Annotated in this window: 18 protein-coding genes and 2 pseudogenes; 13 read left to right on the top strand and 7 right to left on the bottom strand. The window is 54.9% G+C overall.

All coding sequences use genetic code 11. The features are described from left to right. Positions 1-804, top strand: an 804-nt coding sequence (locus ACTF5F_RS08530) for a PD-(D/E)XK nuclease family protein (RefSeq protein ID WP_438956452.1), incomplete at its 5' end; no start/stop codon positions are given. A gap of 59 nt (positions 805-863) precedes the next feature. Further along, positions 864-1,184 (top strand): thioredoxin, encoded by a 321-nt coding sequence (gene trxA, locus ACTF5F_RS08535; protein ID WP_438956453.1) that lies wholly within the window; start codon positions 864-866, stop codon positions 1,182-1,184. On the opposite strand, the gene ACTF5F_RS08540 is transcribed toward trxA, so the two are convergent. From ACTF5F_RS08540 to ACTF5F_RS08550, 3 genes are all read right to left on the bottom strand, one after another. Next, the gene (locus ACTF5F_RS08540) at positions 1,176-2,441 is read right to left on the bottom strand and encodes a glycerate kinase type-2 family protein (RefSeq protein ID WP_438956454.1); all 1,266 of its coding nucleotides are present in this window, start codon (positions 2,439-2,441) and stop codon (positions 1,176-1,178) included. The genes trxA and ACTF5F_RS08540 overlap by 9 nt on opposite strands. A 17-nt stretch (positions 2,442-2,458) precedes the next feature. Next, entirely contained in the window at positions 2,459-3,436 is a 978-nt protein-coding gene (locus tag ACTF5F_RS08545) for an HpcH/HpaI aldolase/citrate lyase family protein (protein WP_438956455.1), read from the bottom strand. A 78-nt stretch (positions 3,437-3,514) separates the two neighbouring features. After that, positions 3,515-4,180, bottom strand: coding sequence for a response regulator transcription factor (locus tag ACTF5F_RS08550; protein WP_438956456.1), 666 nt, complete (start codon positions 4,178-4,180; stop codon positions 3,515-3,517). Positions 4,181-4,387: 207 nt separating this feature from the next. Here ACTF5F_RS08550 and ACTF5F_RS08555 point away from each other — a divergent pair, with 207 nt between their 5' ends. The 8 genes and pseudogenes from ACTF5F_RS08555 (at position 4,388) to ACTF5F_RS08590 (ending at position 11,244) form a co-directional block, all read left to right on the top strand. Further along, complete coding sequence (locus tag ACTF5F_RS08555) at positions 4,388-5,635, top strand: aminotransferase class V-fold PLP-dependent enzyme (RefSeq protein WP_438956457.1); 1,248 nt, start codon at positions 4,388-4,390, stop codon at positions 5,633-5,635. Between the two features lie 11 nt (positions 5,636-5,646). Next, the gene (locus ACTF5F_RS08560; RefSeq protein WP_438956458.1) at positions 5,647-6,846 is read left to right on the top strand and encodes a malate--CoA ligase subunit beta; all 1,200 of its coding nucleotides are present in this window, start codon (positions 5,647-5,649) and stop codon (positions 6,844-6,846) included. After that, the gene (sucD, locus tag ACTF5F_RS08565) at positions 6,843-7,730 is read left to right on the top strand and encodes a succinate--CoA ligase subunit alpha (RefSeq protein WP_438956459.1); all 888 of its coding nucleotides are present in this window, start codon (positions 6,843-6,845) and stop codon (positions 7,728-7,730) included. The genes ACTF5F_RS08560 and sucD overlap by 4 nt, the downstream gene beginning before the upstream one ends. Further along, positions 7,730-8,701, top strand: coding sequence for a 2-hydroxyacid dehydrogenase (locus ACTF5F_RS08570; protein ID WP_438956460.1), 972 nt, complete (start codon positions 7,730-7,732; stop codon positions 8,699-8,701). The genes sucD and ACTF5F_RS08570 overlap by 1 nt, the downstream gene beginning before the upstream one ends. Before the next feature lie 14 nt (positions 8,702-8,715). Next, the gene (gene glyA, locus ACTF5F_RS08575; protein ID WP_438956461.1) at positions 8,716-10,002 is read left to right on the top strand and encodes a serine hydroxymethyltransferase; all 1,287 of its coding nucleotides are present in this window, start codon (positions 8,716-8,718) and stop codon (positions 10,000-10,002) included. Positions 10,003-10,225: 223 nt separating this feature from the next. Continuing rightward, on the top strand, positions 10,226-10,699 hold the full coding sequence (locus tag ACTF5F_RS08580) for a hypothetical protein (RefSeq protein WP_438956462.1): 474 nt from the start codon (positions 10,226-10,228) through the stop codon (positions 10,697-10,699). Further along, positions 10,687-11,082, top strand: a pseudogene (locus ACTF5F_RS08585) (Hint domain-containing protein). The gene ACTF5F_RS08580 and the pseudogene ACTF5F_RS08585 overlap by 13 nt, the downstream one beginning before the upstream one ends. A gap of 27 nt (positions 11,083-11,109) precedes the next feature. Next, positions 11,110-11,244, top strand: a complete 135-nt coding sequence (locus tag ACTF5F_RS08590; RefSeq protein WP_438956463.1) for a hypothetical protein — start codon at positions 11,110-11,112, stop codon at positions 11,242-11,244. Between the two features lie 17 nt (positions 11,245-11,261). On the opposite strand, the gene ACTF5F_RS08595 is transcribed toward ACTF5F_RS08590, so the two are convergent. The 4 genes and pseudogenes from ACTF5F_RS08595 to ACTF5F_RS08610 all read right to left on the bottom strand — a co-directional run bounded on the left by ACTF5F_RS08595 (position 11,262) and on the right by ACTF5F_RS08610 (position 15,936). Continuing rightward, positions 11,262-12,161 (bottom strand): sugar kinase, encoded by a 900-nt coding sequence (locus ACTF5F_RS08595; protein WP_438956464.1) that lies wholly within the window; start codon positions 12,159-12,161, stop codon positions 11,262-11,264. Positions 12,162-12,192: 31 nt separating this feature from the next. Further along, complete coding sequence (locus ACTF5F_RS08600) at positions 12,193-13,989, bottom strand: IlvD/Edd family dehydratase (protein WP_438956465.1); 1,797 nt, start codon at positions 13,987-13,989, stop codon at positions 12,193-12,195. A gap of 274 nt (positions 13,990-14,263) precedes the next feature. Then, a pseudogene (locus ACTF5F_RS08605) lies at positions 14,264-14,835 on the bottom strand (tyrosine-type recombinase/integrase). A 216-nt stretch (positions 14,836-15,051) separates the two neighbouring features. Further along, the gene (locus ACTF5F_RS08610; RefSeq protein ID WP_438956466.1) at positions 15,052-15,936 is read right to left on the bottom strand and encodes an HAD-IIA family hydrolase; all 885 of its coding nucleotides are present in this window, start codon (positions 15,934-15,936) and stop codon (positions 15,052-15,054) included. A 239-nt stretch (positions 15,937-16,175) separates the two neighbouring features. On the opposite strand from ACTF5F_RS08610, the gene ACTF5F_RS08615 reads away from it, so the two are divergent. The 3 genes from ACTF5F_RS08615 to ACTF5F_RS08625 are packed head-to-tail and all read left to right on the top strand — an operon-like array spanning position 16,176 to position 19,284. Further along, entirely contained in the window at positions 16,176-16,955 is a 780-nt protein-coding gene (locus tag ACTF5F_RS08615; protein ID WP_438956467.1) for a DeoR/GlpR family DNA-binding transcription regulator, read from the top strand. Beyond that, positions 16,952-17,968, top strand: a complete 1,017-nt coding sequence (locus ACTF5F_RS08620) for an ABC transporter ATP-binding protein (RefSeq protein ID WP_438956468.1) — start codon at positions 16,952-16,954, stop codon at positions 17,966-17,968. The genes ACTF5F_RS08615 and ACTF5F_RS08620 overlap by 4 nt, the downstream gene beginning before the upstream one ends. A gap of 47 nt (positions 17,969-18,015) precedes the next feature. Further along, the gene (locus ACTF5F_RS08625; protein ID WP_438956469.1) at positions 18,016-19,284 is read left to right on the top strand and encodes an ABC transporter substrate-binding protein; all 1,269 of its coding nucleotides are present in this window, start codon (positions 18,016-18,018) and stop codon (positions 19,282-19,284) included. Positions 19,285-19,319: the final 35 nt, after the last annotated feature.

A 19,319-nucleotide genomic window follows, 5' to 3' on the forward strand; every position in this document is an offset into this window, starting at 1 on the left:
ATCACGGGCGAGCCAACGGCTTGGTACAACAAAGTCCAAAGCGCGATGCAGCACACGGGTGCGGTTAGATACTCTTTTGGTCTCGGTGACGGTCTTCGGGTTGAACATGGGACTTGGCCAAGCAGCGCGGAAGTTGGTTCCAGCAAAGAAGGCGCCATTTCCATTTCTCTTCCGGACTGGGTAAACAGCCCGCCCCCCGAAACGCATCAACCAAAGGCGCCTCTCAGCCCGTCAGAACTTGGCGGCGCTAAGGCACTTCCCCATGAGGACAATTCGGATGAGGCCGCCGCCAAAAAGCGCGGCATTCAAATTCATAAATTGCTCGAAGTACTTCCTGATGTGGATCAAAGGCTCTGGCCACAGCAAGGCACTTCTATTTTGGCAGCAGCCGGGGTTGCGGCCGCGCCGCTTGAATTTTCTGCGTTGTTGCGCGAAGCAGCCGGTGTGATTCAAAACCCTGATCTAAGCTTTTTATTTGCACCGGAAGCCTTATGCGAAGTTGGTATTTCTGGGCAACTTTCCCCACAGCACGCAGAACAGATGAATGGTGTTATTGATCGGTTGTTGGTTCGGGATGATGATGTTTGGGTTGTTGATTTCAAAACAAAAGCAAATGTCCCAGGCACGCCATCGGAAGTGCCCTTGGGATTATTGCGGCAGCTCGGGGCATATGCGACTGCCGTTGCCAGGCTTTATCCGCACCATACAGTTAAACCAGCGATTTTATGGACGAAAACTGCGCTATTGATGCCGATTAGTTACGCTTCGGTGGCGGCGGAAATTTCTAAGGTCGAGCTCTCTTGACGTTTGAACGGTGCAACCCTAATTTGCAATGAGCGAGCAGGTCACGATAGGAGACAAAAATGGCGACAGTTGCTGTAACAGATGAAACTTTTGACGCAGAAGTAAAAAACTCAGACATTCCTGTTGTGGTCGATTTTTGGGCAGAATGGTGTGGTCCCTGCAAGCAAATCGGTCCAGCACTGGAAGAGCTGTCCAATGAAATGGAAGGGCAGATTAAAGTCGTCAAAGTGGATGTAGATAACAACCCTAATTCACCCGCAGCGATGGGTGTTCGCGGAATTCCCGCTCTTTTTATCTTCAAAGATGGTCAGGTGATTTCTAATCGTGCAGGGGCGGCGCCGAAGGCAGCCTTGCAAAGCTGGATACAAGACTCAATTTAATCCACTTGTGACAAATATTTGAACATCCGCCACATTTGTTCCGGTAGCGCCGGTGATGAGTAGGTCATTTGCCAAGGACAGGGCGTGGTAACTATCGCTGTTGTCCAATAATTTTGTGATGTCTCCGCCTGCCGTCAGGATTCGTTCAGGGGTTTTTGCGTCCACTAGCCCACCAGCGGCATCAGTGGGCCCATCGCGCCCATCTGTGCCTCCGCTTAGGAATACCCAATTTCCAGGCATGCTTTTTAGATTTAGTGCAACCCTTAGTGCTAATTCCTGATTGCGACCGCCGCGACCAGACCCAGAAACATTAACCGTTGTTTCGCCGCCCCATAAAAATACTTGAGGGCCGTTATGTTTCTGTGCCTTGATGAAATTTGCTATCTCTAATGAGGCCTCTTTAACGTTTCCTTGCAAATTATCAGACACTAATTGGGGATTCCAACTGTCTGCTGCTGCGTGCATTGCATTTAGACTATACAAATTTGAACAAATAAGCTGATTTTGGACCTGTTGCAGCGTATCAGAATTCTTAGAGGTACCGTTATTTAAATGCTGCTGAACATCTTTGGGAAGCTTGTCAAAATGTCCGCGTGAGCGCAGCAGTTTAGCGGCCTGCTCGGCTGTGCCAATAGGTGATACAGTTGGGCCGCTTGCAATTACACGCAAATCATCGCCAATGACATCAGAAATGATTAGCGATCGCACAGGGGCGGGTGATGCCAAACACGTCATCCCTCCGCCTTTTAAGCGTGATAACTGCTGCCGGATTAAATTCATTTCCCCAATTTCGTAACCATTGTTAAGCAAAAGTTCATTGGTTTTGATTTTATCTTGCAGTGTAATGCCATAAATAGGAGATGGTAAAAGTGCAGATCCACCGCCAGAGATTAACGTTAGAATGAAATCTGAAGACCCCGCTTTTGTTAGGATCTCGGTTATTCGCTCTGACGCCTTTAATCCATTTTCATCGGGAACCGGATGACCTGCGGCAATTACCTCACAGCCTTCTATTGGGCGCGCATTTTCGTAATTTGTGACTGCAATGGCTTGAACAGTTGCACTTTGCGGCGCGTGATCCATCGCTTCTTTAATCATTGCACAGGCAGCTTTACCTACGGCAATCAAGATTAACCGACCGTCTGGCAAAGCTGGAAGAGGTGCCGCGCTCAATGAACGCTGCACCGCGCTTGCAGGCTCTGCTGCCTGAATTGCATGGTCGAAAAGTGATCGCGCGAAGAGCCGTTGCTGTGTCATCAAATTGTTGATTTTATTTATGCTGATTCTATCTGTTTTACTTTTTCTATTAACACTTCGGCCTGCCGAATAGAAGCATAGTCGATCAATCGGCCTTCAAGAGAAACTGCGCCTTTTCCAGCTGCTTCGGCATCCGCCATGGCTCTTAATATCCGGTTTGCGCGATCCACTTCACCCTCTGATGGGCTCATGACTTCGTTCGCCAAAGTGACCTGACTTGGGTGAATGGCCCATTTGCCTTCACAGCCCAGGACGGCAGCCCGTTTTGCGGCTGCGCGGTAGCCATCTGGATCGGAAAAATCGCCGAACGGACCATCAATAGGGCGCAGTCCATTGGCGCGTGCGGCAACCACCATTCTGGCCAGCGCGTAGTGCCACATATCGCCCCAATGGATATCTCGACTTCCGTCCTCGGCCGGATCGGTCAAAACCGAATAGTCGGGATTCACACCGCCAATAATCGTCGTGCGTGCGCGGGTCGATGCGGCATAGTCCGCAACCCCGAAATGCAGGCTTTCATTTCGTTTAGATGCCGCGGCAATTTCAGTCACATTTTGCATGCCCAAAGCGGTTTCGATAATGTGCTCAAAACCGATGCGTTTTTTGTAGCCTTTTGCGTCCTCAATTTGGGTCACCATCATGTCTACTGCATAGACATCCGCAGCGGTTCCCACTTTGGGTATCATGATCAAATCTAGCCGCTCGCCCGCCTGTTCGACGATGTCGACAACATCGCGGTACATGTAATGCGTGTCCAACCCATTGATTCGAATGGACATGGATTTGTTGCCCCAATCAATGTCGTTGAGTGCTTTAATTATGTTTTTTCGCGCCTGTAATTTTTCATCTGGCGCGACTGCGTCCTCAAGATCTAAAAAGATTACATCAGCATCAGATTTTGCTGCCTTTTCAAACATTTGCGGCTGGCTGCCGGGAACAGCGAGTTCGGAACGATTGAGGCGTCCGGGTGCCTGTGTGACGGAGTGGAACGACATGGGTGAGACCTTTTCTAAAGAAGTAATATTGCGCGACACAAGAATCTTACGAAACATTATGTCAAGAAAAGTTTCGGTCTATTTGGGTATACCGTCGTCGGAATTTTGCTCCAGCGCGAGGCGCGAGGAATAGAAGAATGCGATGGCCTGCGCGCGGTTTTTGACCCCCAGTTTTTCGTAGAGGTTTGAGAGGTGAAATTTCACCGTGTTGATGGTAACCTCAAGCTCCTTGGACAGCTCCCGATTTGTGAGCCCTTTTGAGAGCGCTTCGAGCATCGCACGCTCCTTGCGGGAGAGGGACTGGATCGGGTCGCTTTGCAGGTTTCGGACATCGATGAACGGGAAGACCATTTTTCCAGCGGCGACGTCGATACAGGTCTCAAGAAGCGTCTCTGCATCGCTGGACCGCGCGGCAAAGGCGGCCGCACCGGCGGTCATGGCGAGGCGGGGCAAGTCACCGGTGTCTTCGGCATAAACGACGATCCGCGGGGCGTTTTCCTGATCGCGTAAAATCTCGATCAGTTTTGCGCCGCCGAGAGCGGGCAGGTTCCAATCGATGATCGCGACCTGCACGGGGATCCGCATAAATGTGCCCAAAAACCCTTCGGCGGTGGCGGCTGTGGCCACCAAGGAGAATCGCGGATGGCGGTCGATCAGCTCTGACAAGGCGGACAGCACCAGCGGATTGCCATCAGCGAGGATGATGTCGATCGGAGCGTCATTTCGGCTAATAGTCTGATTCATTTTGTCTTATTTGAAAAAACTACCCATTTGTGCGGGTCTATTTTCGGCATACCTTTGCATATTTAAACGTTTGGGTGGTGAATTTCCCACCCATTTAGATTACCAAAAGTAGTACTAAGGTGTGTTTTCATTTATGGCAACGCATTTATGTTTCATCCTCAAGCATTAAATCGAAACAAAACTACATCGCATCCGCTTGGAGGGACCATGCAAGACATACTTAGCTTTCCACAACTGGACATTCCTAACACGATCGCCGCTGGCCCCGGCCCTGGCAACACGGATGCACGGGTTCTAGCACGATATGCTGGCGCTGGCTTGGCCGATCACATGCACGCCGACGTTCTTCGGGGCATGGTCGAATGTAAAGTGATGCTGCGCGACGTTATGGGGACCGACAACGTACACACATTCGGCGTTGCAGGCACGGGTTGGAGCGGATTGGACATGATGTTCTCCGCCGTGATGCCGGGCGACAAGGTTGTGATGTTCGTCAACGGGACCTTCTCCGGGATCGACGGGCTGACCGTTCGCATGAAAGCGGCATCAGCTGAAGAACTGGCTGCGAACTCCCTCGATCCGCAGACGGAGAACGTTGTGATCGTCAACGTCCCACACGGCGAAAGCGTGACCGGAGAGATCGTTGAGGCTGCTTTGGCCGAGCATAAGCCAAAATGGGCTGCGATGGCGCATTGGGAAACAGGCTCTGGCCGCGTCAACGACGTGCAAGCGTTCAGCGATGCGTGTCAGAAGCACGGCGTGATGGGTCTTGTGGATGCTGTCTCAAGTCTTGGCGTCGGGAACTTCCGCATTGATGACTATCCAGGTGTGCACGGCTGGGCGTCCTGCCCGCAGAAGGGCATCTGCTGCCTGCCGCTGACCTATGCGCCTGTGTCCTTTAGCGACACATATATCGAGGTGCTTCGCGCCACTGGCACGCGGACATTCTGCCACCATCCGATCTTAGAGGCGCGTCACTGGGGTGTGATCGACGGTCAGGATGTTGAGCGTGGCACATACCACCGTACGCATTCCGCCTATGCGGTTTCCGCCTTCCACGAAGCGCTGCGCATTTGCTTGCAGCAGACTGTGGCGCAGCGTGCCGCCGACTACGTGTTCCACGAAACTGCACTGCGGCAAGCTGTTGAGGCGATGGGCTGCGAGGTGACATCGAACATGCCGTCTCTCGTCGTTCTGAACTTGCCAGGCGCATTGGCGGGGCGTGAGATGGATCTTGTCCAGCACTGCCGCGCACAGAACTTCGGCATCTGGCCCACACTGTCAGAGCCTGTTCAGGTCCGTATCGGCATCCTGAACTTGCTGAACGAAGCCGCGATCACGGATATCGTCAATCGTTTCGCAGATGCGATGCGGTCGATGGGTGCAGATGTGGATCAAGACAAAATCGACGACGTTCTGCGTGGTCACTACGGCACAGCAATTGCTGCCGAATAAAGGAAGACGTCATGGACATTCATGAATATCAAGCCAAAGAAGTACTTGCAGGCTTCGGCGTTGCCATTCCTGACGGTGCATTGGCCTACAGCCCAGAACAAGCGGCCTATCGTGCCCGCGAGTTGGGTGGGGAGCGTTGGGTCGTAAAGGCGCAGGTTCACGCCGGCGGCCGCGGCAAAGCGGGTGGCGTCAAGGTTTGTAATAGCGACGTTGAGATCAACGATGTCTGTGAAGACATGTTCGGGATGAAGCTGGTCACGCACCAGACAGGTCCAGAAGGCAAGGGCGTTTACCGTGTCTATGTAGAGGCTGCTGTGCCAATTGCGCGAGAGATTTACCTCGGTTTCGTTCTCGACCGCACAACGCAGCGTGTGATGATTGTTGCATCCGCCGAAGGTGGGATGGAGATTGAAGATATCTCCGCCGAAAAGCCTGACAGCATAGTCCGTGCCGTTGTCGAGCCTGCTGTGGGCTTGCGTGAGTTCCAGTGCCGTCAGATTGCTTTCAGGCTAGGGATCGACAGCGCACTTGTGCAGCAGATGGTGCGCACGCTTCAGGGTGCCTACCGCGCCTTTACCGAGCTGGATGCCACGATGGTTGAGATCAACCCGCTGGTTATCACAGAAGACAGCCGGATTATCGCGCTCGATGCAAAGATGACATTCGACGACAACGCCTTGTTCCGTCATCCGCAGATCGCGGAATTGCGCGACAAGAGTCAAGAAGACCCACGCGAAAGCCGCGCGGCAGACCGTGGTCTGAGCTACGTTGGTTTGGACGGCAACATCGGCTGTATCGTGAACGGTGCAGGTCTGGCGATGGCGACGATGGATACGATCAAGCTGGCAGGTGGTGAGCCTGCGAACTTCCTCGACATCGGGGGTGGTGCGACGCCTGAGCGTGTTGCTAAGGCCTTCCGCCTCGTCCTGTCGGACAAGAACGTGCAGGCGATCCTCGTGAACATCTTTGCGGGCATCAACCGCTGTGACTGGGTCGCAGAGGGCGTAGTCCACGCATTGAAAGAAGTGCAAGTCGACGTGCCAGTCATCGTCCGGCTTGCAGGGACAAACGTAGAGGAGGGTCAAAAGATCCTCGCCAAGTCTGGTCTGCCGATCATCCGTGCAAGCACATTGAATGAAGCTGCTGAGAGAGCTGTAGGCGCGTGGAGAAACGACCTCTCTCAAGGCGTTAGAGTGAGGGTCGTATCATGAGCATTTTTCTGGAAAAGGACACACCTGTCATCGTGCAGGGTATTACCGGCAAAATGGCGCGGTTCCACACCAAAGACATGCTGGAGTACGGCACAAATGTGGTAGGTGGCGTGGTTCCCGGAAAGGGTGGCGAGACGGTTGAAGGTCTGCCAGTGTTCGACACTGTTGAAGACGCGGTTGCGGCAACCGGCGCCGAGGCATCTCTGGTCTTCGTCCCGCCACCCTTTGCGGCGGACAGCATCATGGAAGCGGCGGATGCGGGCATCAAATACTGTGTCTGCATCACCGACGGTATTCCAGCGCAGGACATGATCCGCGTGAAGCGCTACATGTACCGCTACCCGAAAGAGCGCCGGATGGTGCTGACCGGTCCGAACTGCGCAGGCACAATCAGCCCCGGTAAGGCGCTCTTGGGCATCATGCCGGGTCACATTTACCTCAAGGGTCATGTGGGCATCGTTGGTCGCTCCGGCACACTGGGTTATGAAGCGGCGAGCCAGTTGAAGGAACGCGGGATTGGTGTCTCCACCTCTGTTGGCATCGGCGGTGATCCGATCAACGGGTCGTCTTTCCGAGATATCCTTGAGCGGTTCGAGAATGATGACGACACACATGTCATAGCTTTGATCGGTGAGATTGGCGGTCCGCAGGAAGCGGAAGCGGCTGAATACATACGCGATCACGTGTCAAAGCCTGTTGTGGCTTATGTGGCGGGTTTGACTGCACCAAAGGGCCGTACGATGGGCCACGCGGGTGCGATCATCTCGGCCTTTGGCGAAAGCGCGTCAGAGAAGGTTGAGATTTTGTCAGCGGCTGGTGTGACCGTGGCGGAAAACCCTGCGGTCATCGGTGAAACCATCGCCCGCGTGATGGAGGACGCGTGATGGTGCGCCCAAGCGTTCTTGTCACCCGCCGTTGGCCAGCAGCGGTCGAACAGCAGCTTGCACAGAGTTACAATGTGGAACTGAACAAATCCGATCGCCCGCTGACACCTGCTGAGTTTCGTGAGGCGATCCAGCGCTATGACGCTGTATTGCCAACCGTGACCGACAAGATCGGGCCTGAGGCGTTGGATGTGTCCAAACCGCAGACCAAGATTCTGGCCAATTACGGTGTGGGCTACACGCACATTGATGTGGAGCGGGCCAAGACTCATGGCATTGCCATCACCAACACGCCGGATGTTCTGTCCGAATGCACGGCGGATCTTGCGATGACGCTGATGCTGATGGTTGCCCGTCGGGCAGGGGATGGTGAGCGGGAGCTGCGCGCAGGCGATTGGTCCGGCTGGCGTCCCACGCATCTTGTGGGCACGAAAGTGTCAGGCAAAACACTTGGCATCATCGGGTTTGGCCGCATCGGGCAAGAGATGGCAAAGCGCGCCCATTTTGGGTTCGGAATGAAGATTTTGGTTCAAAACCGATCCGCTGTGCGCCCTGAAATTCTCAAGAAATTTAATGCTGTGCAGGTCTCATCCGTGGATGAGCTGCTGCCGCAATGTGATTTTGTCTCGCTGCACTGCCCCGGCGGTGCGGTAAATGCAAAGATGATCAATGGCGCGCGGCTGGATTTGATGAAACCTGATGCGTTTCTCATCAACACAGCCCGTGGCGAGGTCGTGGATGAAGCCGCCCTCGCGCAATCGCTGATGTTCGAGACGATTGGCGGTGCGGCGCTTGATGTGTTCGAGCGGGAACCAGCGATCAATCCGACCCTCGCACAGTGCGACAACCTTGTCATACTGCCGCATCTTGGCAGTGCCACACGCGAAGCGCGGCAAGCGATGGGCTTCCGCGTGCTCGATAACCTCAATGACTTTTTTGAAGGCAAAGCGCCACGCGACCGCGTTGCCTAAACGGAGACTCTGACATGAATGCACCCCACCGTGATACCGGTTTCTTCACCGCCGATCTTGCCGACACCGACGCAGATATTTTTGGCGCGATCAGCCGCGAACTTGGCCGTCAGCGGCATGAGATTGAGCTGATTGCCTCTGAAAACATCGTCTCTAAGGCCGTCATGCAGGCGCAGGGCTCGGTGATGACGAACAAGTACGCCGAAGGCTACTCCGGCCGACGTTATTACGGCGGGTGTCAGTTTGTGGACGAGGCCGAAGACCTTGCGATTGAGCGGGCCTGCAAGCTGTTTGACTGTGGCTTTGCCAACGTTCAGCCGAACTCGGGCAGCCAAGCCAACCAAGGTGTGTTTCAGGCGCTTTTGCAGCCATGTGACACGATCCTAGGCATGTCGTTGGATGCGGGTGGACACCTGACGCACGGTGCTGCGCCCAACCAGTCGGGCAAGTGGTTCAATGCCGTTCATTATGGCGTGCGGGAAGATACGCTCGACGTTGATTATGATCAGATCGAAGAATTGGCTCTGGAACATGAGCCAAAGCTCATCATTGCGGGCGGCTCAGCCATCCCGCGCCAGCTTGATTTTGCGCGATTCCGCGCGATCGCGGACAAGGTTGGGGCCTATCTCTTGGCGGATGTGGCGCACTTTGCAGGCTTGATTGCCGCAGGAGTGTACCCATCGCCCTTCCCCCATGTCCACGCGGCGACCACCACCACTCACAAGACGCTGCGTGGCCCGAGGGGTGGCATGATCCTGACCAATGATGAGAAGCTCGCAAAGAAGTTCAACTCCGCTATTTTCCCCGGCATTCAGGGCGGTCCGCTCATGCATGTGATCGCAGCGAAGGCTGTGGCGTTCGGTGAGGCATTGCAACCGTCATTCGTGGACTACCAGAAGCAGGTCATCCGCAATGCGCAGGCGCTGTCAGATGCTCTGCAAGAGGGTGGTTTGAGCGTTGTCACGGGCGGCACCGACACGCATGTCATGCTTGTTGATCTGCGGCCGAAAGGCGTGAAGGGCAACACGGCGGAGGCCGCATTGGGCCGCGCGCATATCACTTGCAATAAGAATGGCATCCCGTTTGACACTGAAAAGCCGATGATCACGTCCGGCCTGCGTCTTGGCTCCCCAGCGGGCACGACGCGCGGGTTTACAGAGACGGAATTCCGTCAAATCGGACACTGGATCGTTGAGGTTGTGGATGGGCTTGCCACCAATGACGGACAGGAGAATACAGCTGTCGAGCAGCGCGTGAAAGCGCAGGTCGAAGCCATGTGTGAAAACTTCCCGATCTATTGATCAGAGAGGGCGGGACCTAATCGTTTTAGGTGCTGCCCAATCGGCCAACCCACCGAAATTCAACCATAAAATAGAAACCGTGAGATTGGTGAAATCCTGAGGCGCATTCTCGATTGTTATGCGCAACATTTCGCGTTTTCCCCCTAACGTTGCCACATTCTCGGCGTTCTTCATGGCTATCGGCCCGTAAGAGTTTTTTACCCGTCCGAAGTTAAGAAGACCCATGGCGATTATCAACGGCGACGACAGCAACAACACGATAGTTGGCACTGCTGATGCAGACACAATTACTGGCGGCGCTGGTAACGACACAATCAACGCCGGTGCTGGTGATGATGTCGTCGATGGTGGCAGTTCCACATTCTCAAACACCCCCTTGTTCCTTGATTGGACCAATCAAGGTGTCGACGGCACAGATATTTTTGCTGGGTTCACGCAGGACACCGGTGGGATAGATGTCGCAGTTAGCTTCACCAATGGTGGAGTCTGGACGGGAGCGACTGTTGAAGCGGACGAAACCTACGTAGATACCGGCGAACCTTTTGATCCCAATTCCTGTCTTGGCTTGCGGGGCTGTGGGACAGGTATGGCTTGGACGACAGCGCTTGATTTTAGCTCCGTCGCAGCCTCCGGTCTTTTTGCCAGTGTTGAAATGTCATTCCTTGTTTCTGTCCTGACAGTGTTGTGTCGCCCCTGACCGGGCCGAAGCTGGTCGAAGACCTTCAAATTGGTGATCACGTCCTGACCCGCGATAATGGATATAAGCCAATCTGCTGGATTGGGCGAAAGTCGCTTGACACAACAGAGCTGGCTCGCCGCCCACAGATGCGCCCCATACACATTGCGCAGGGTGCTTTGGGCAAACAGGCACCGGTCTGATATATGCTGGTGTCGCCCCAACATTGGATATTGGTGGCGAGCACGGCCTTGTCGCTTCTTTCGGGAGAGCCGGAGGCTTTGGTTTGTGCAAAGCATCTAACACATCGCGACGGGGTAGAGATCGCGGCAGATGCAGATGGGGTGACCTACATCCATTTCATGTTTGACGGCCACGAAATCGTCCATGTCGATGGCACATGAAGCGAAAGCTTCCAACCAGGTGACATTGTGACAGATACGGTTCTGTCGGATGTTTTTATCGAACTCTTGGAACTTTTCCCAGAACTTGGTCATGCCGCCAATAGGCAAGCCTTTGGCGCGGCGCGCACGACGTTGAAGCCACATGAGGCCGTCTTTATCTAGCGTTCTCTAACCAGGGCTTAAAAGATGATTGCACCCTTTTGCGCTATGACCTTGCAAGCGAGGTCATGGCCCGCACGCATCGATGTTGCGTTATCCGACCCGCTAATGAGGGCGCCAAGATAGGCCGCGTTGAAGCTGTCGCCCGCCGCTGTTGTGTCGACAACTGCCGTTGGTTTTGAGGTGATCTCTGGAACGGTCCCATCAAGTCCAACTGGCCCGTCTGCACCACGTTTCAGGGTGCCAATGCCAATGCCGTAGCCCGCAAAACGTTTCAAAACATCCACGGTGGAGGCATCGCCGAACAGGGCCATTTCGTCGTCAACCGAGGGCATGCCGATATCACAGGTGGCCCATGCACGCTCCGTCTCGCGCCGGGCAAGATTGGCGTCGCCCCAAAGGTGTGGACGGTAGTTGCTGTCGAATGCGACGACCCCACCATTCGCGCGGAAGGCGTCGATTGCCTCAAACAACCGGTTGCGGTTGGCCTGTTCCAAAATGGCGAGGCTGATGCCCGTGAACAGCAGGTGCGTGAGCCCGTTCAGCATGTCGGAAATCTCAGGTAAATCAGGGTTGCCCAAACACCGCGCAGCAGACGCGCTGCGCCAATAAGTAAAGCTGCGCTCACCCTTGTCATCGGTTTCAATGGCGTAAAGGCCGGGACCACGGTCAGGATGGGTGAAAATACGGTCAGACCCGACGTTGTATTTCGCCATATGCGCCCGAATACGATCGGAGAAGCCGTCCTTCCCAAGACCCGTCACGTAGTCGACTTTGACGTCGGGATACTCATGCGCAATGTAAACGGCAGTGTTGTAGGTGTCGCCCGCAACGCCAAGCTGCGCATTAGTGCCAGAGCCCAAAACCAGCTCAAGCATAACCTCGCCAAGACAGCCCACAGGGGCACCATCTTTAACCATTTGGTCCTTCCTCTGGGGTGTAGTTGCCTGACTAGTGGCTGTCTCGGGGGCGATGCCCACGCGCGGTATCGCGGTAATCCGGCGCGTCGCGCAAGGTCATGCCCGTATCCAAACCTGATACCAGTTCGCGGAAATATTGCTGCCATGGGGTTTGGCTTTCTGGCATCTGGTATCCGCCCGTCTCTGCCAAAGAGCGGGCGCGATCGGCCAACTCGTCCAGTGGGACCAACATGTCAGCCGTGCCTTTGCCAAGATCAAAGCGGACGCGATCGCCGTTCTTGAGCAGCGCCAAACCGCCACCTGCGGCGGCTTCCGGCGAGGCGTTAAGGATGGAGGGGGAGCCGGAGGTGCCCGACTGCCGACCGTCTCCGACGCAAGGCAACGCGTCGATGCCTTTCTTCAGAAGGTAAGACGGCGCGCGCATATTCACGACCTCCGCCCCGCCCGGGTATCCTTTGGGGCCTGCGCCGCGCATGAAGAGAACGCAGTTTTCGTCAATGTTCTCTGCCTGATCATCGATGCGGTGATGGAAGTCTTCGGGTCCATCAAACACGACCGCCCGCCCTTCGAATGCATTGGGATCATCGGGGTTGGACAGGTAGCGCGCTTTGAAAGCCTCTGAGATCACGCTGGTTTTCATGATCGCACTGTCAAAAAGGTTGCCTTTAAGGTTCAAGAAACCCGCATCGTCCACCAATGGATTGTCGAGGGTGCGGATCACATCTGTGTTGGTTGCTGCCTTGCCGTCGCAGTTTGCGCCCATTGTCTGGCCATTCACTGTTATGGCGTCAGGGTTTGGCAGCAAACCGCCCTTCACCAGTTCCGCCACAACGGACGGAACACCGCCTGCGCGGTGATAATCCTCACCCAAATAAGTGCCGGCGGGTTGCAGGTTTACGAGAAGTGGCACCTTGTAGCCCAGCGACTGCCAATCATCGTTGTTGAGTGGAACGCCCAAATGCGCGGCGATGGCATTCAGATGGATTGGCGCGTTGGTCGAGCCGCCGATGGCGGAGTTGATCACGATCGCATTCTCAAACGCTTCGCGGGTCATAATGTCGGAAGGGCGCATATCCTCCCACACCATGTCGACAATGCGTTTGCCCGTCTCATAACTGACCTGCGCCCGCTCACGATAGGGGGCGGGAATGGCTGCGCTGCCGGGCAGTTGCATGCCCAAGGCTTCGGCCAAAGAGTTCATCGTTGTTGCCGTGCCCATCGTGTTGCAGTAGCCAACGGAGGGGGCACTGGAGGCGGCGATTTCCATGAAATTGTCGCCGTCAATCTCCCCTTTCGCCATCAGTTCCCGCGCTTTCCAGATCACCGTGCCGGAGCCGGCTCTTTCCCCGTTCCAATAGCCGTTGAGCATGGGGCCAACCGAAAGGGCAATTGCAGGGATGTTGACTGTGGCAGCCGCCATCAACAAGGCAGGGGTGGTCTTGTCACAACCGATGTTCAGGACCACACCATCAAGCGGGTACCCTTGCAGCGTTTCCACCAATGAGAGATATGCGAGGTTGCGATCAAGGTTTGCCGTTGGGCGTTTGCCGGTTTCCTGGATGGGATGCACCGGCACCTCTATCGGGGTGCCACCCGCCGCGATGATCCCGTCGCGGACCCGCTTGGTGAGTTCAAGGTGATGTCTGTTGCAAGGAGAGAGATCGCTGCCGGTCTGGGCAATCGCGATGATCGGCTTGCCTTCCTGCAACTCTTCCCGCGTCAGCCCATAATTGAGGTAGCGCTCAAGATAGAGCGCTGTAATCTCGGGATCGCCCTCACGCGCGAACCAATCACGCGAGCGCAGATTTTCCTTCTTCATCTTGGTCATAACGAGCTTTCAGAAATGGTAGTGACCACTGTCTGACTCTTTCATGCGCCGTATTCAAGGCGTTAGCTTTGACTGCTGCGCGAAGGCGATATGTGAGAGATTTTGCATATTCGGCAAAAAATACTGTAGTTATTTTGCGCGCTACAACCCAAGGTGGCGTCACAATTTTTTGTGAGGGACACATGAAGAGATCATTTTTGGCTTTAACGCTTTTGCTTACACCACTGACTGCCAACGCATTTGAGCGCGATACTGTGAATACGACCCAAATACGCTAAATTTCAATGGCTTCTGCGATGCCCAGAGCATCTTCGAGCTCCACACCAAGATACCGAACAGTACTGCCCAGCTTCGTGTGGCCGAGCAGAAATTGCACTGCCCGTAGGTTGCCTGTTTTCTTGTAGATCTGCGTGACCTGTGTGCGTCGGATCGAGTGTATGCCGTATGCACTCGCCTTAAGCCCGATGGACGTGACCCAATCGCGCACGATCCGGGCGTACTGCCGGGTCGAAATATGCAGCCGTTCATGGAAGCGGCCGGCCAAAGGTACTCTGAGCCGACCATGAGCTCGTTTTCCATCCACTTCTCGACCGAGGCTCGGGTGCCTTCGGAAATCTCAAATCGCACGGGTTTCTGGGTTTTGCTTTGCAGGCCGGAAGCGCGTTCCTTGATCTGGCCAGACGCCATTACGTCAACGACTTTCATCTTCACCAAGTCACAGCCACGCAATTTGCTGTCGATCGCCATGTTAAACAGTGCGAGGTCTTGATGGTTCTCTGCTAGTTCAAGCCGCACTCGGATTGCCCAAACGTGTTTGAGCTTCAAAGGTCGTTTCTGACCAATGATGCGACCCTTGTTCTAAGCGGGGCGGAGTGCGCGAATGGCTGGCAGGTTCGGTGTGGTTTCCATGATTGATCCTCCGATCCGCCATGCCTTCCCAAAGCGACAACCCAATGCTGACGGGCACAGTGTACCACAGGATGTTGCGCTGCCCACCTGGACAGGCGAGAACTCATCAACAGGCTCAACATTCAACACACAAACATCATGAAACCCGCTTCATCAGATTCGGCTGACGTGCCAATCTGCAAAAAGGTGCGCTTGCTCTGAAAATGGCTGCGTATCGTAGCCCGCGAACAAGCCATCTTGCGTGACCAATACCGTGCGCCAGCCACGTGCCGCAGCGCCCAAAATATCTGTATGAAGAGTGTCGCCGCACATCGCTATCCGGTCAGGCTCAAGCGAAGCCAGTGACTCTTCGATTAGGTCATAGACGTCGGGGAAAGGTTTTCCAAAGAAGTGGACATAGCTTGGGAATTGGTCGGCGATCTGGTGGCCGTAGTGCCCTGGCTCAATGGAGAATCCATTATCACGAGGCGCGGCCAGATCTGCGTTTGCGATCAATATTTTTCGCGGGCGCTGCTGCATCGCTGACATCAACAAGCCTTGACGCGAGGTTGTCCAGTCCGCTGTCGACAGAAACAGAAATTGTTCGGCTTTGTCATAGTCGTCGGCGTTGTCTTTCAGGCGCGTCACGCTGCTAGGCAGATCGTTCAGCGGGTCATAGTCGTCGGCGATTACCCCCCAACTCCCGTCACTCAGGTTTTGAAGAGCCGCTTCCCGGCTGGTGATGATTTCATCATCCATGACGCGCAATCCAAGGCGTTGGAACTTTGCAATTGCACCCTCTCTGTCATAGCTTGCGGCATTGGTGAGGATGCGAATGGCGCAACCTCGTGCCCGCAGCTGATCCAGACGTAAATCTGCACCGGGGATCATCGTTTCGCCCACATTTAATACGCCAAATGCGTCAAAAACAAAGGCATCAACCTGATCGTCGATGTCTAGCAATGACGAGATCCCAAGCGAGGCTTCGCGAGCGACAACGTTTGGAAACCGTGCCCGCACTTCTTCGTAACGATCAAATATCGACTGCGTTGTCAGCATGCTTCCCCATTTCGTTTTCTGATCGCCCGCTTGGCGAACACCTTAAAGGAATATTCTGTAAGCGAAAGTAAAAACCACAAAACAACATTTTATTGGGGTCTTTGATGGATCAAACACCCATTTTCTGACTGAGCTTAGGCTCATCCACCGCAAACCCCCGGCCGCATCACGCAAAAAAATGTTGTTTTGTGGTTTTTTGCAGATTAACCTTCCGAGAGACTCATGGTCGCGGGGGTGGAATGTCATCAAAAAAACAAAGACGACGCGAAGCGATCTCGGCTTTGGTGCTTGAACAGGGGGCTGTGACCATTGGTTCGCTGGCTGACCGGTTTAATGTTTCCATGCAGACGATCCGGCGCGACGTGGATACCCTTTGCGAAGGCGACATGCTGCACCGTGTCCATGGCCGCATCGAGCTGAGCGAAGAATTTCTCAATACGCCTTTCGATCAACGTGCTGGCACGAACCTGATGGGTAAGCGCGCCATCGGAGAGGCCGCCGCTGAGCTGATTCCTGACGGTGCTACTTTGTTCATTTCCATCGGTTCGACGCCGCTGAGCGTTGCGCAGGCCTTGCGCCGCCGGAAGGGCCTGACCGTCATCACAAACAACCTGAGTGCCGCGATGGCGCTGAGCGAGGACGTCTCAAATCGGATCATCCTGCCCGGTGGTGAGGTGCGTTTGCCGGATCGCGACATTTTGGGCAACGAAGTGCTGGATTTTTTTGGACGCTTCCGTGCGGATTTCGCGGTGTTTGGTGCCGCGGGGATCGCAGACGACGGTGGGTTGCTGGAATTTCACACAACTGAAGTCAGCGCGACACAAAAGATTTGTGAAAATGCCAAACAGTCTCTTCTGGTGATCGATGGGTCAAAGTTTGGGCGTCAGGCCCCCGCGTTGGGCGGCAATATAGCTGACATGGACAGGATCATCATCGACCGACGGCCGGGGGAGCAGTTTGCGTCTTTGCTGGCCACCCTCAAAGATCGGCTGCTTGTGGCTGAAGGACATGCAAAATGACAACACCGTTTGTGAAGCTCGATGGCGTGGCAAAACGCTGGAACGGCAAATTGGGCGTTGAAGGCATCACGTTAGATATTCCCGAGGGTAGCTTTACCGCCCTTTTGGGCCCGTCGGGGTGCGGGAAATCAACGACGCTTCGCTTGTTGGCGGGATTGGAATTGCCCGACGAGGGTAAGATTTTGATCGATCGCAAGGTTGTGACGACCAGTGCGGCATCGGACCGGAACTTGTCGATGGTGTTCCAGTCCTACGCACTTTTTCCGCATCTGTCGGTCGCCGAAAATGTCATGTTTGGCCTGAAGGTCAGGCGCGTCCCAAAGAAAGAGCGGCTGGAGAAGCTGCGCCGCGCTTTAGAAATCACCGACCTGCTCGGTCTTGAAGATCGCAAGCCTGGCGAATTATCAGGCGGACAGCGCCAGCGTGTCGCCTTGGCCCGCGCCATCGTGGCGGGGCAACGCCTGTGCCTGATGGATGAACCGCTCTCCAATCTTGATGCCAAGCTGCGCAACGCCGTGCGCAAGGACATCAAGAAGTTGCAGCGCGATCTGGGCATCACAGTCGTCTATGTGACTCACGACCAGACAGAAGCGATGAGCATGGCCGACACGGTTGTGCTAATGAAAGACGGGCATATCCAGCAGGTTGGTGCGCCCGAGGACCTGTACAGCAGGCCCAACAATACCTTTGTTGCCGAGTTTGTCGGCGCGCCACCCATGGCTTTGATGCAATCTTCCGTTTTGGATGGGTTTGGCGATGACAAGACAATCGGGATCAGAGCCGAAAATATCCAGATTGTGCCAAAAGGCGAGGGGCGGATGCGGTGCACTGTCAATGAAAGTGAATTTTTGGGGGCAGAGACGCTGATCGGTCTGGATCGCGCCGGCACTTCAGGACTTTGCGTGCTCAAACCGGGTCTTTCGATGATGGCCGATGGCAGCGAAATCGACATCACCTTTCACGACGAAAACCTGCACGTCTTTGACGCTGCGGGCCAACGACTGGCTGGGTGAAAATCACCGGCTGACAAAACAACCAACTAAAACCAAGGGAGAGAAAGATGAAACTATTTTCGAAAACTGGATTGGGGCTGGCCACTGCGATGGCGGTTGGCCTGACCGCTCCGGCAAATGCTGAGACCGAACTGACAATGTATTACCCGATTGCGGTCGGGGGTGCCTTGACCGAAGTGGTCGACGGCATCGTTGCAGACTTTGAAGCTGCAAACCCTGACATCAAAGTGAACGCGATCTATTCGGGCAACTACGATGACACGCGCGTGCGTGCCTTGTCCGCACTTGCCTCTGGTGAGCCTGCCCAATTGGCGGTGATGTTTTCTATCGACGCCTATGACCTGATCGAACAGGATTTGGTGATCCCGTTCGAGGAGGTCGCAACAACGGATGCGGACAAAGAATGGTTGAATGGATTCTATCCCGCGCTCATGGCCAATGGTACGATCGAAGGCCAGACATGGGGCATTCCGTTTCAGCGCTCAACGATCGTGGCTTATTACAACAAGGATATGTTCCGCGCCGCAGGTCTTGACCCCGAAGCACCACCTACGACTTGGGATGAAATGATTTCTATGGGTAAGGCTCTGACTCAAGGCGACACCTACGGCCTGATGATCCCCTCTACCGGATATCCTTATTGGATGTTCCAGGCGCTTGCGATCCAGAATGGCAAAGAGGTCATGTCCGATGATGGTCTGACCACTTACTTCGACGACGCAACCGTTGTGGAAACGCTGGAATTCTGGAAATCGCTTTCGTCGGAACATGGCATCATGCCAACAGGTACCGTTGAATGGGGCACATTGCGTCAGGCGTTCCTTGAAGGCCAAACCGCGATGATGTGGCATTCCACTGGCAACCTGACAGCGGTCAAAAATGGTGCGAGCTTTGACTTTGGCGTGGCCGAACTGCCCGCCAATGTGCGCAAAGGCTCGCCAACAGGGGGCGGCAACTTCTACCTGTTCAAAGATACGTCTGACGAAGAGCGCGCCGCTGCAATGAAGTTGATCCAGTTCATGACTGCGCCTGATCAGGCCGCCGCATGGTCCATTGGCACTGGCTACATGGGTGTGTCACCCGCAGCCTATGAAACAGATGCTCTGCAAGCCTACACAGCTGAATTCCCGCCTGCCCTGGTGGCACGCAACCAGCTGGAAAACGCTGTGGCCGAATTCTCGACCTTCGAGACAGCCCGTGTACGCGATGGTCTCAACAATGCGATCCAATCCGCTTTGACCGGCGCGAAAGAGCCAGCTGATGCACTTGCCGAGGCACAGGCCGCCGCTGAGCGCCTGCTCAAAGACTACCAGTAAAACTACTGGCGGGGCTGGCGCGTTGTTCGTGCCGG

Origin of the sequence: Cognatiyoonia sp., from assembly GCF_965661665.1 — a bacterium.
In the GTDB taxonomy this organism is placed as follows: domain Bacteria; phylum Pseudomonadota; class Alphaproteobacteria; order Rhodobacterales; family Rhodobacteraceae; genus Cognatiyoonia.

Bases quoted from the DNA above. Each gene is read 5' to 3' on its own strand.
- ACTF5F_RS08600 (WP_438956465.1), bottom strand. From the start codon at position 13,989: ATGACCAAGATGAAGAAGGAAAATCTGCGCTCGCGTGATTGGTTCGCG.
- glyA (WP_438956461.1), top strand. From the start codon at position 8,716: ATGAATGCACCCCACCGTGATACCGGTTTCTTCACCGCCGATCTTGCC.
- ACTF5F_RS08625 (WP_438956469.1), top strand. From the start codon at position 18,016: ATGAAACTATTTTCGAAAACTGGATTGGGGCTGGCCACTGCGATGGCG.
- sucD (WP_438956459.1), top strand. From the start codon at position 6,843: ATGAGCATTTTTCTGGAAAAGGACACACCTGTCATCGTGCAGGGTATT.
- ACTF5F_RS08615 (WP_438956467.1), top strand. From the start codon at position 16,176: ATGTCATCAAAAAAACAAAGACGACGCGAAGCGATCTCGGCTTTGGTG.
- ACTF5F_RS08610 (WP_438956466.1), bottom strand. From the start codon at position 15,936: ATGCTGACAACGCAGTCGATATTTGATCGTTACGAAGAAGTGCGGGCA.
- ACTF5F_RS08550 (WP_438956456.1), bottom strand. From the start codon at position 4,180: ATGAATCAGACTATTAGCCGAAATGACGCTCCGATCGACATCATCCTC.
- ACTF5F_RS08560 (WP_438956458.1), top strand. From the start codon at position 5,647: ATGGACATTCATGAATATCAAGCCAAAGAAGTACTTGCAGGCTTCGGC.
- ACTF5F_RS08540 (WP_438956454.1), bottom strand. From the start codon at position 2,441: ATGACACAGCAACGGCTCTTCGCGCGATCACTTTTCGACCATGCAATT.
- ACTF5F_RS08555 (WP_438956457.1), top strand. From the start codon at position 4,388: ATGCAAGACATACTTAGCTTTCCACAACTGGACATTCCTAACACGATC.
- ACTF5F_RS08595 (WP_438956464.1), bottom strand. From the start codon at position 12,161: ATGGTTAAAGATGGTGCCCCTGTGGGCTGTCTTGGCGAGGTTATGCTT.
- ACTF5F_RS08545 (WP_438956455.1), bottom strand. From the start codon at position 3,436: ATGTCGTTCCACTCCGTCACACAGGCACCCGGACGCCTCAATCGTTCC.
- ACTF5F_RS08580 (WP_438956462.1), top strand. From the start codon at position 10,226: ATGGCGATTATCAACGGCGACGACAGCAACAACACGATAGTTGGCACT.
- ACTF5F_RS08620 (WP_438956468.1), top strand. From the start codon at position 16,952: ATGACAACACCGTTTGTGAAGCTCGATGGCGTGGCAAAACGCTGGAAC.
- trxA (WP_438956453.1), top strand. From the start codon at position 864: ATGGCGACAGTTGCTGTAACAGATGAAACTTTTGACGCAGAAGTAAAA.
- ACTF5F_RS08570 (WP_438956460.1), top strand. From the start codon at position 7,730: ATGGTGCGCCCAAGCGTTCTTGTCACCCGCCGTTGGCCAGCAGCGGTC.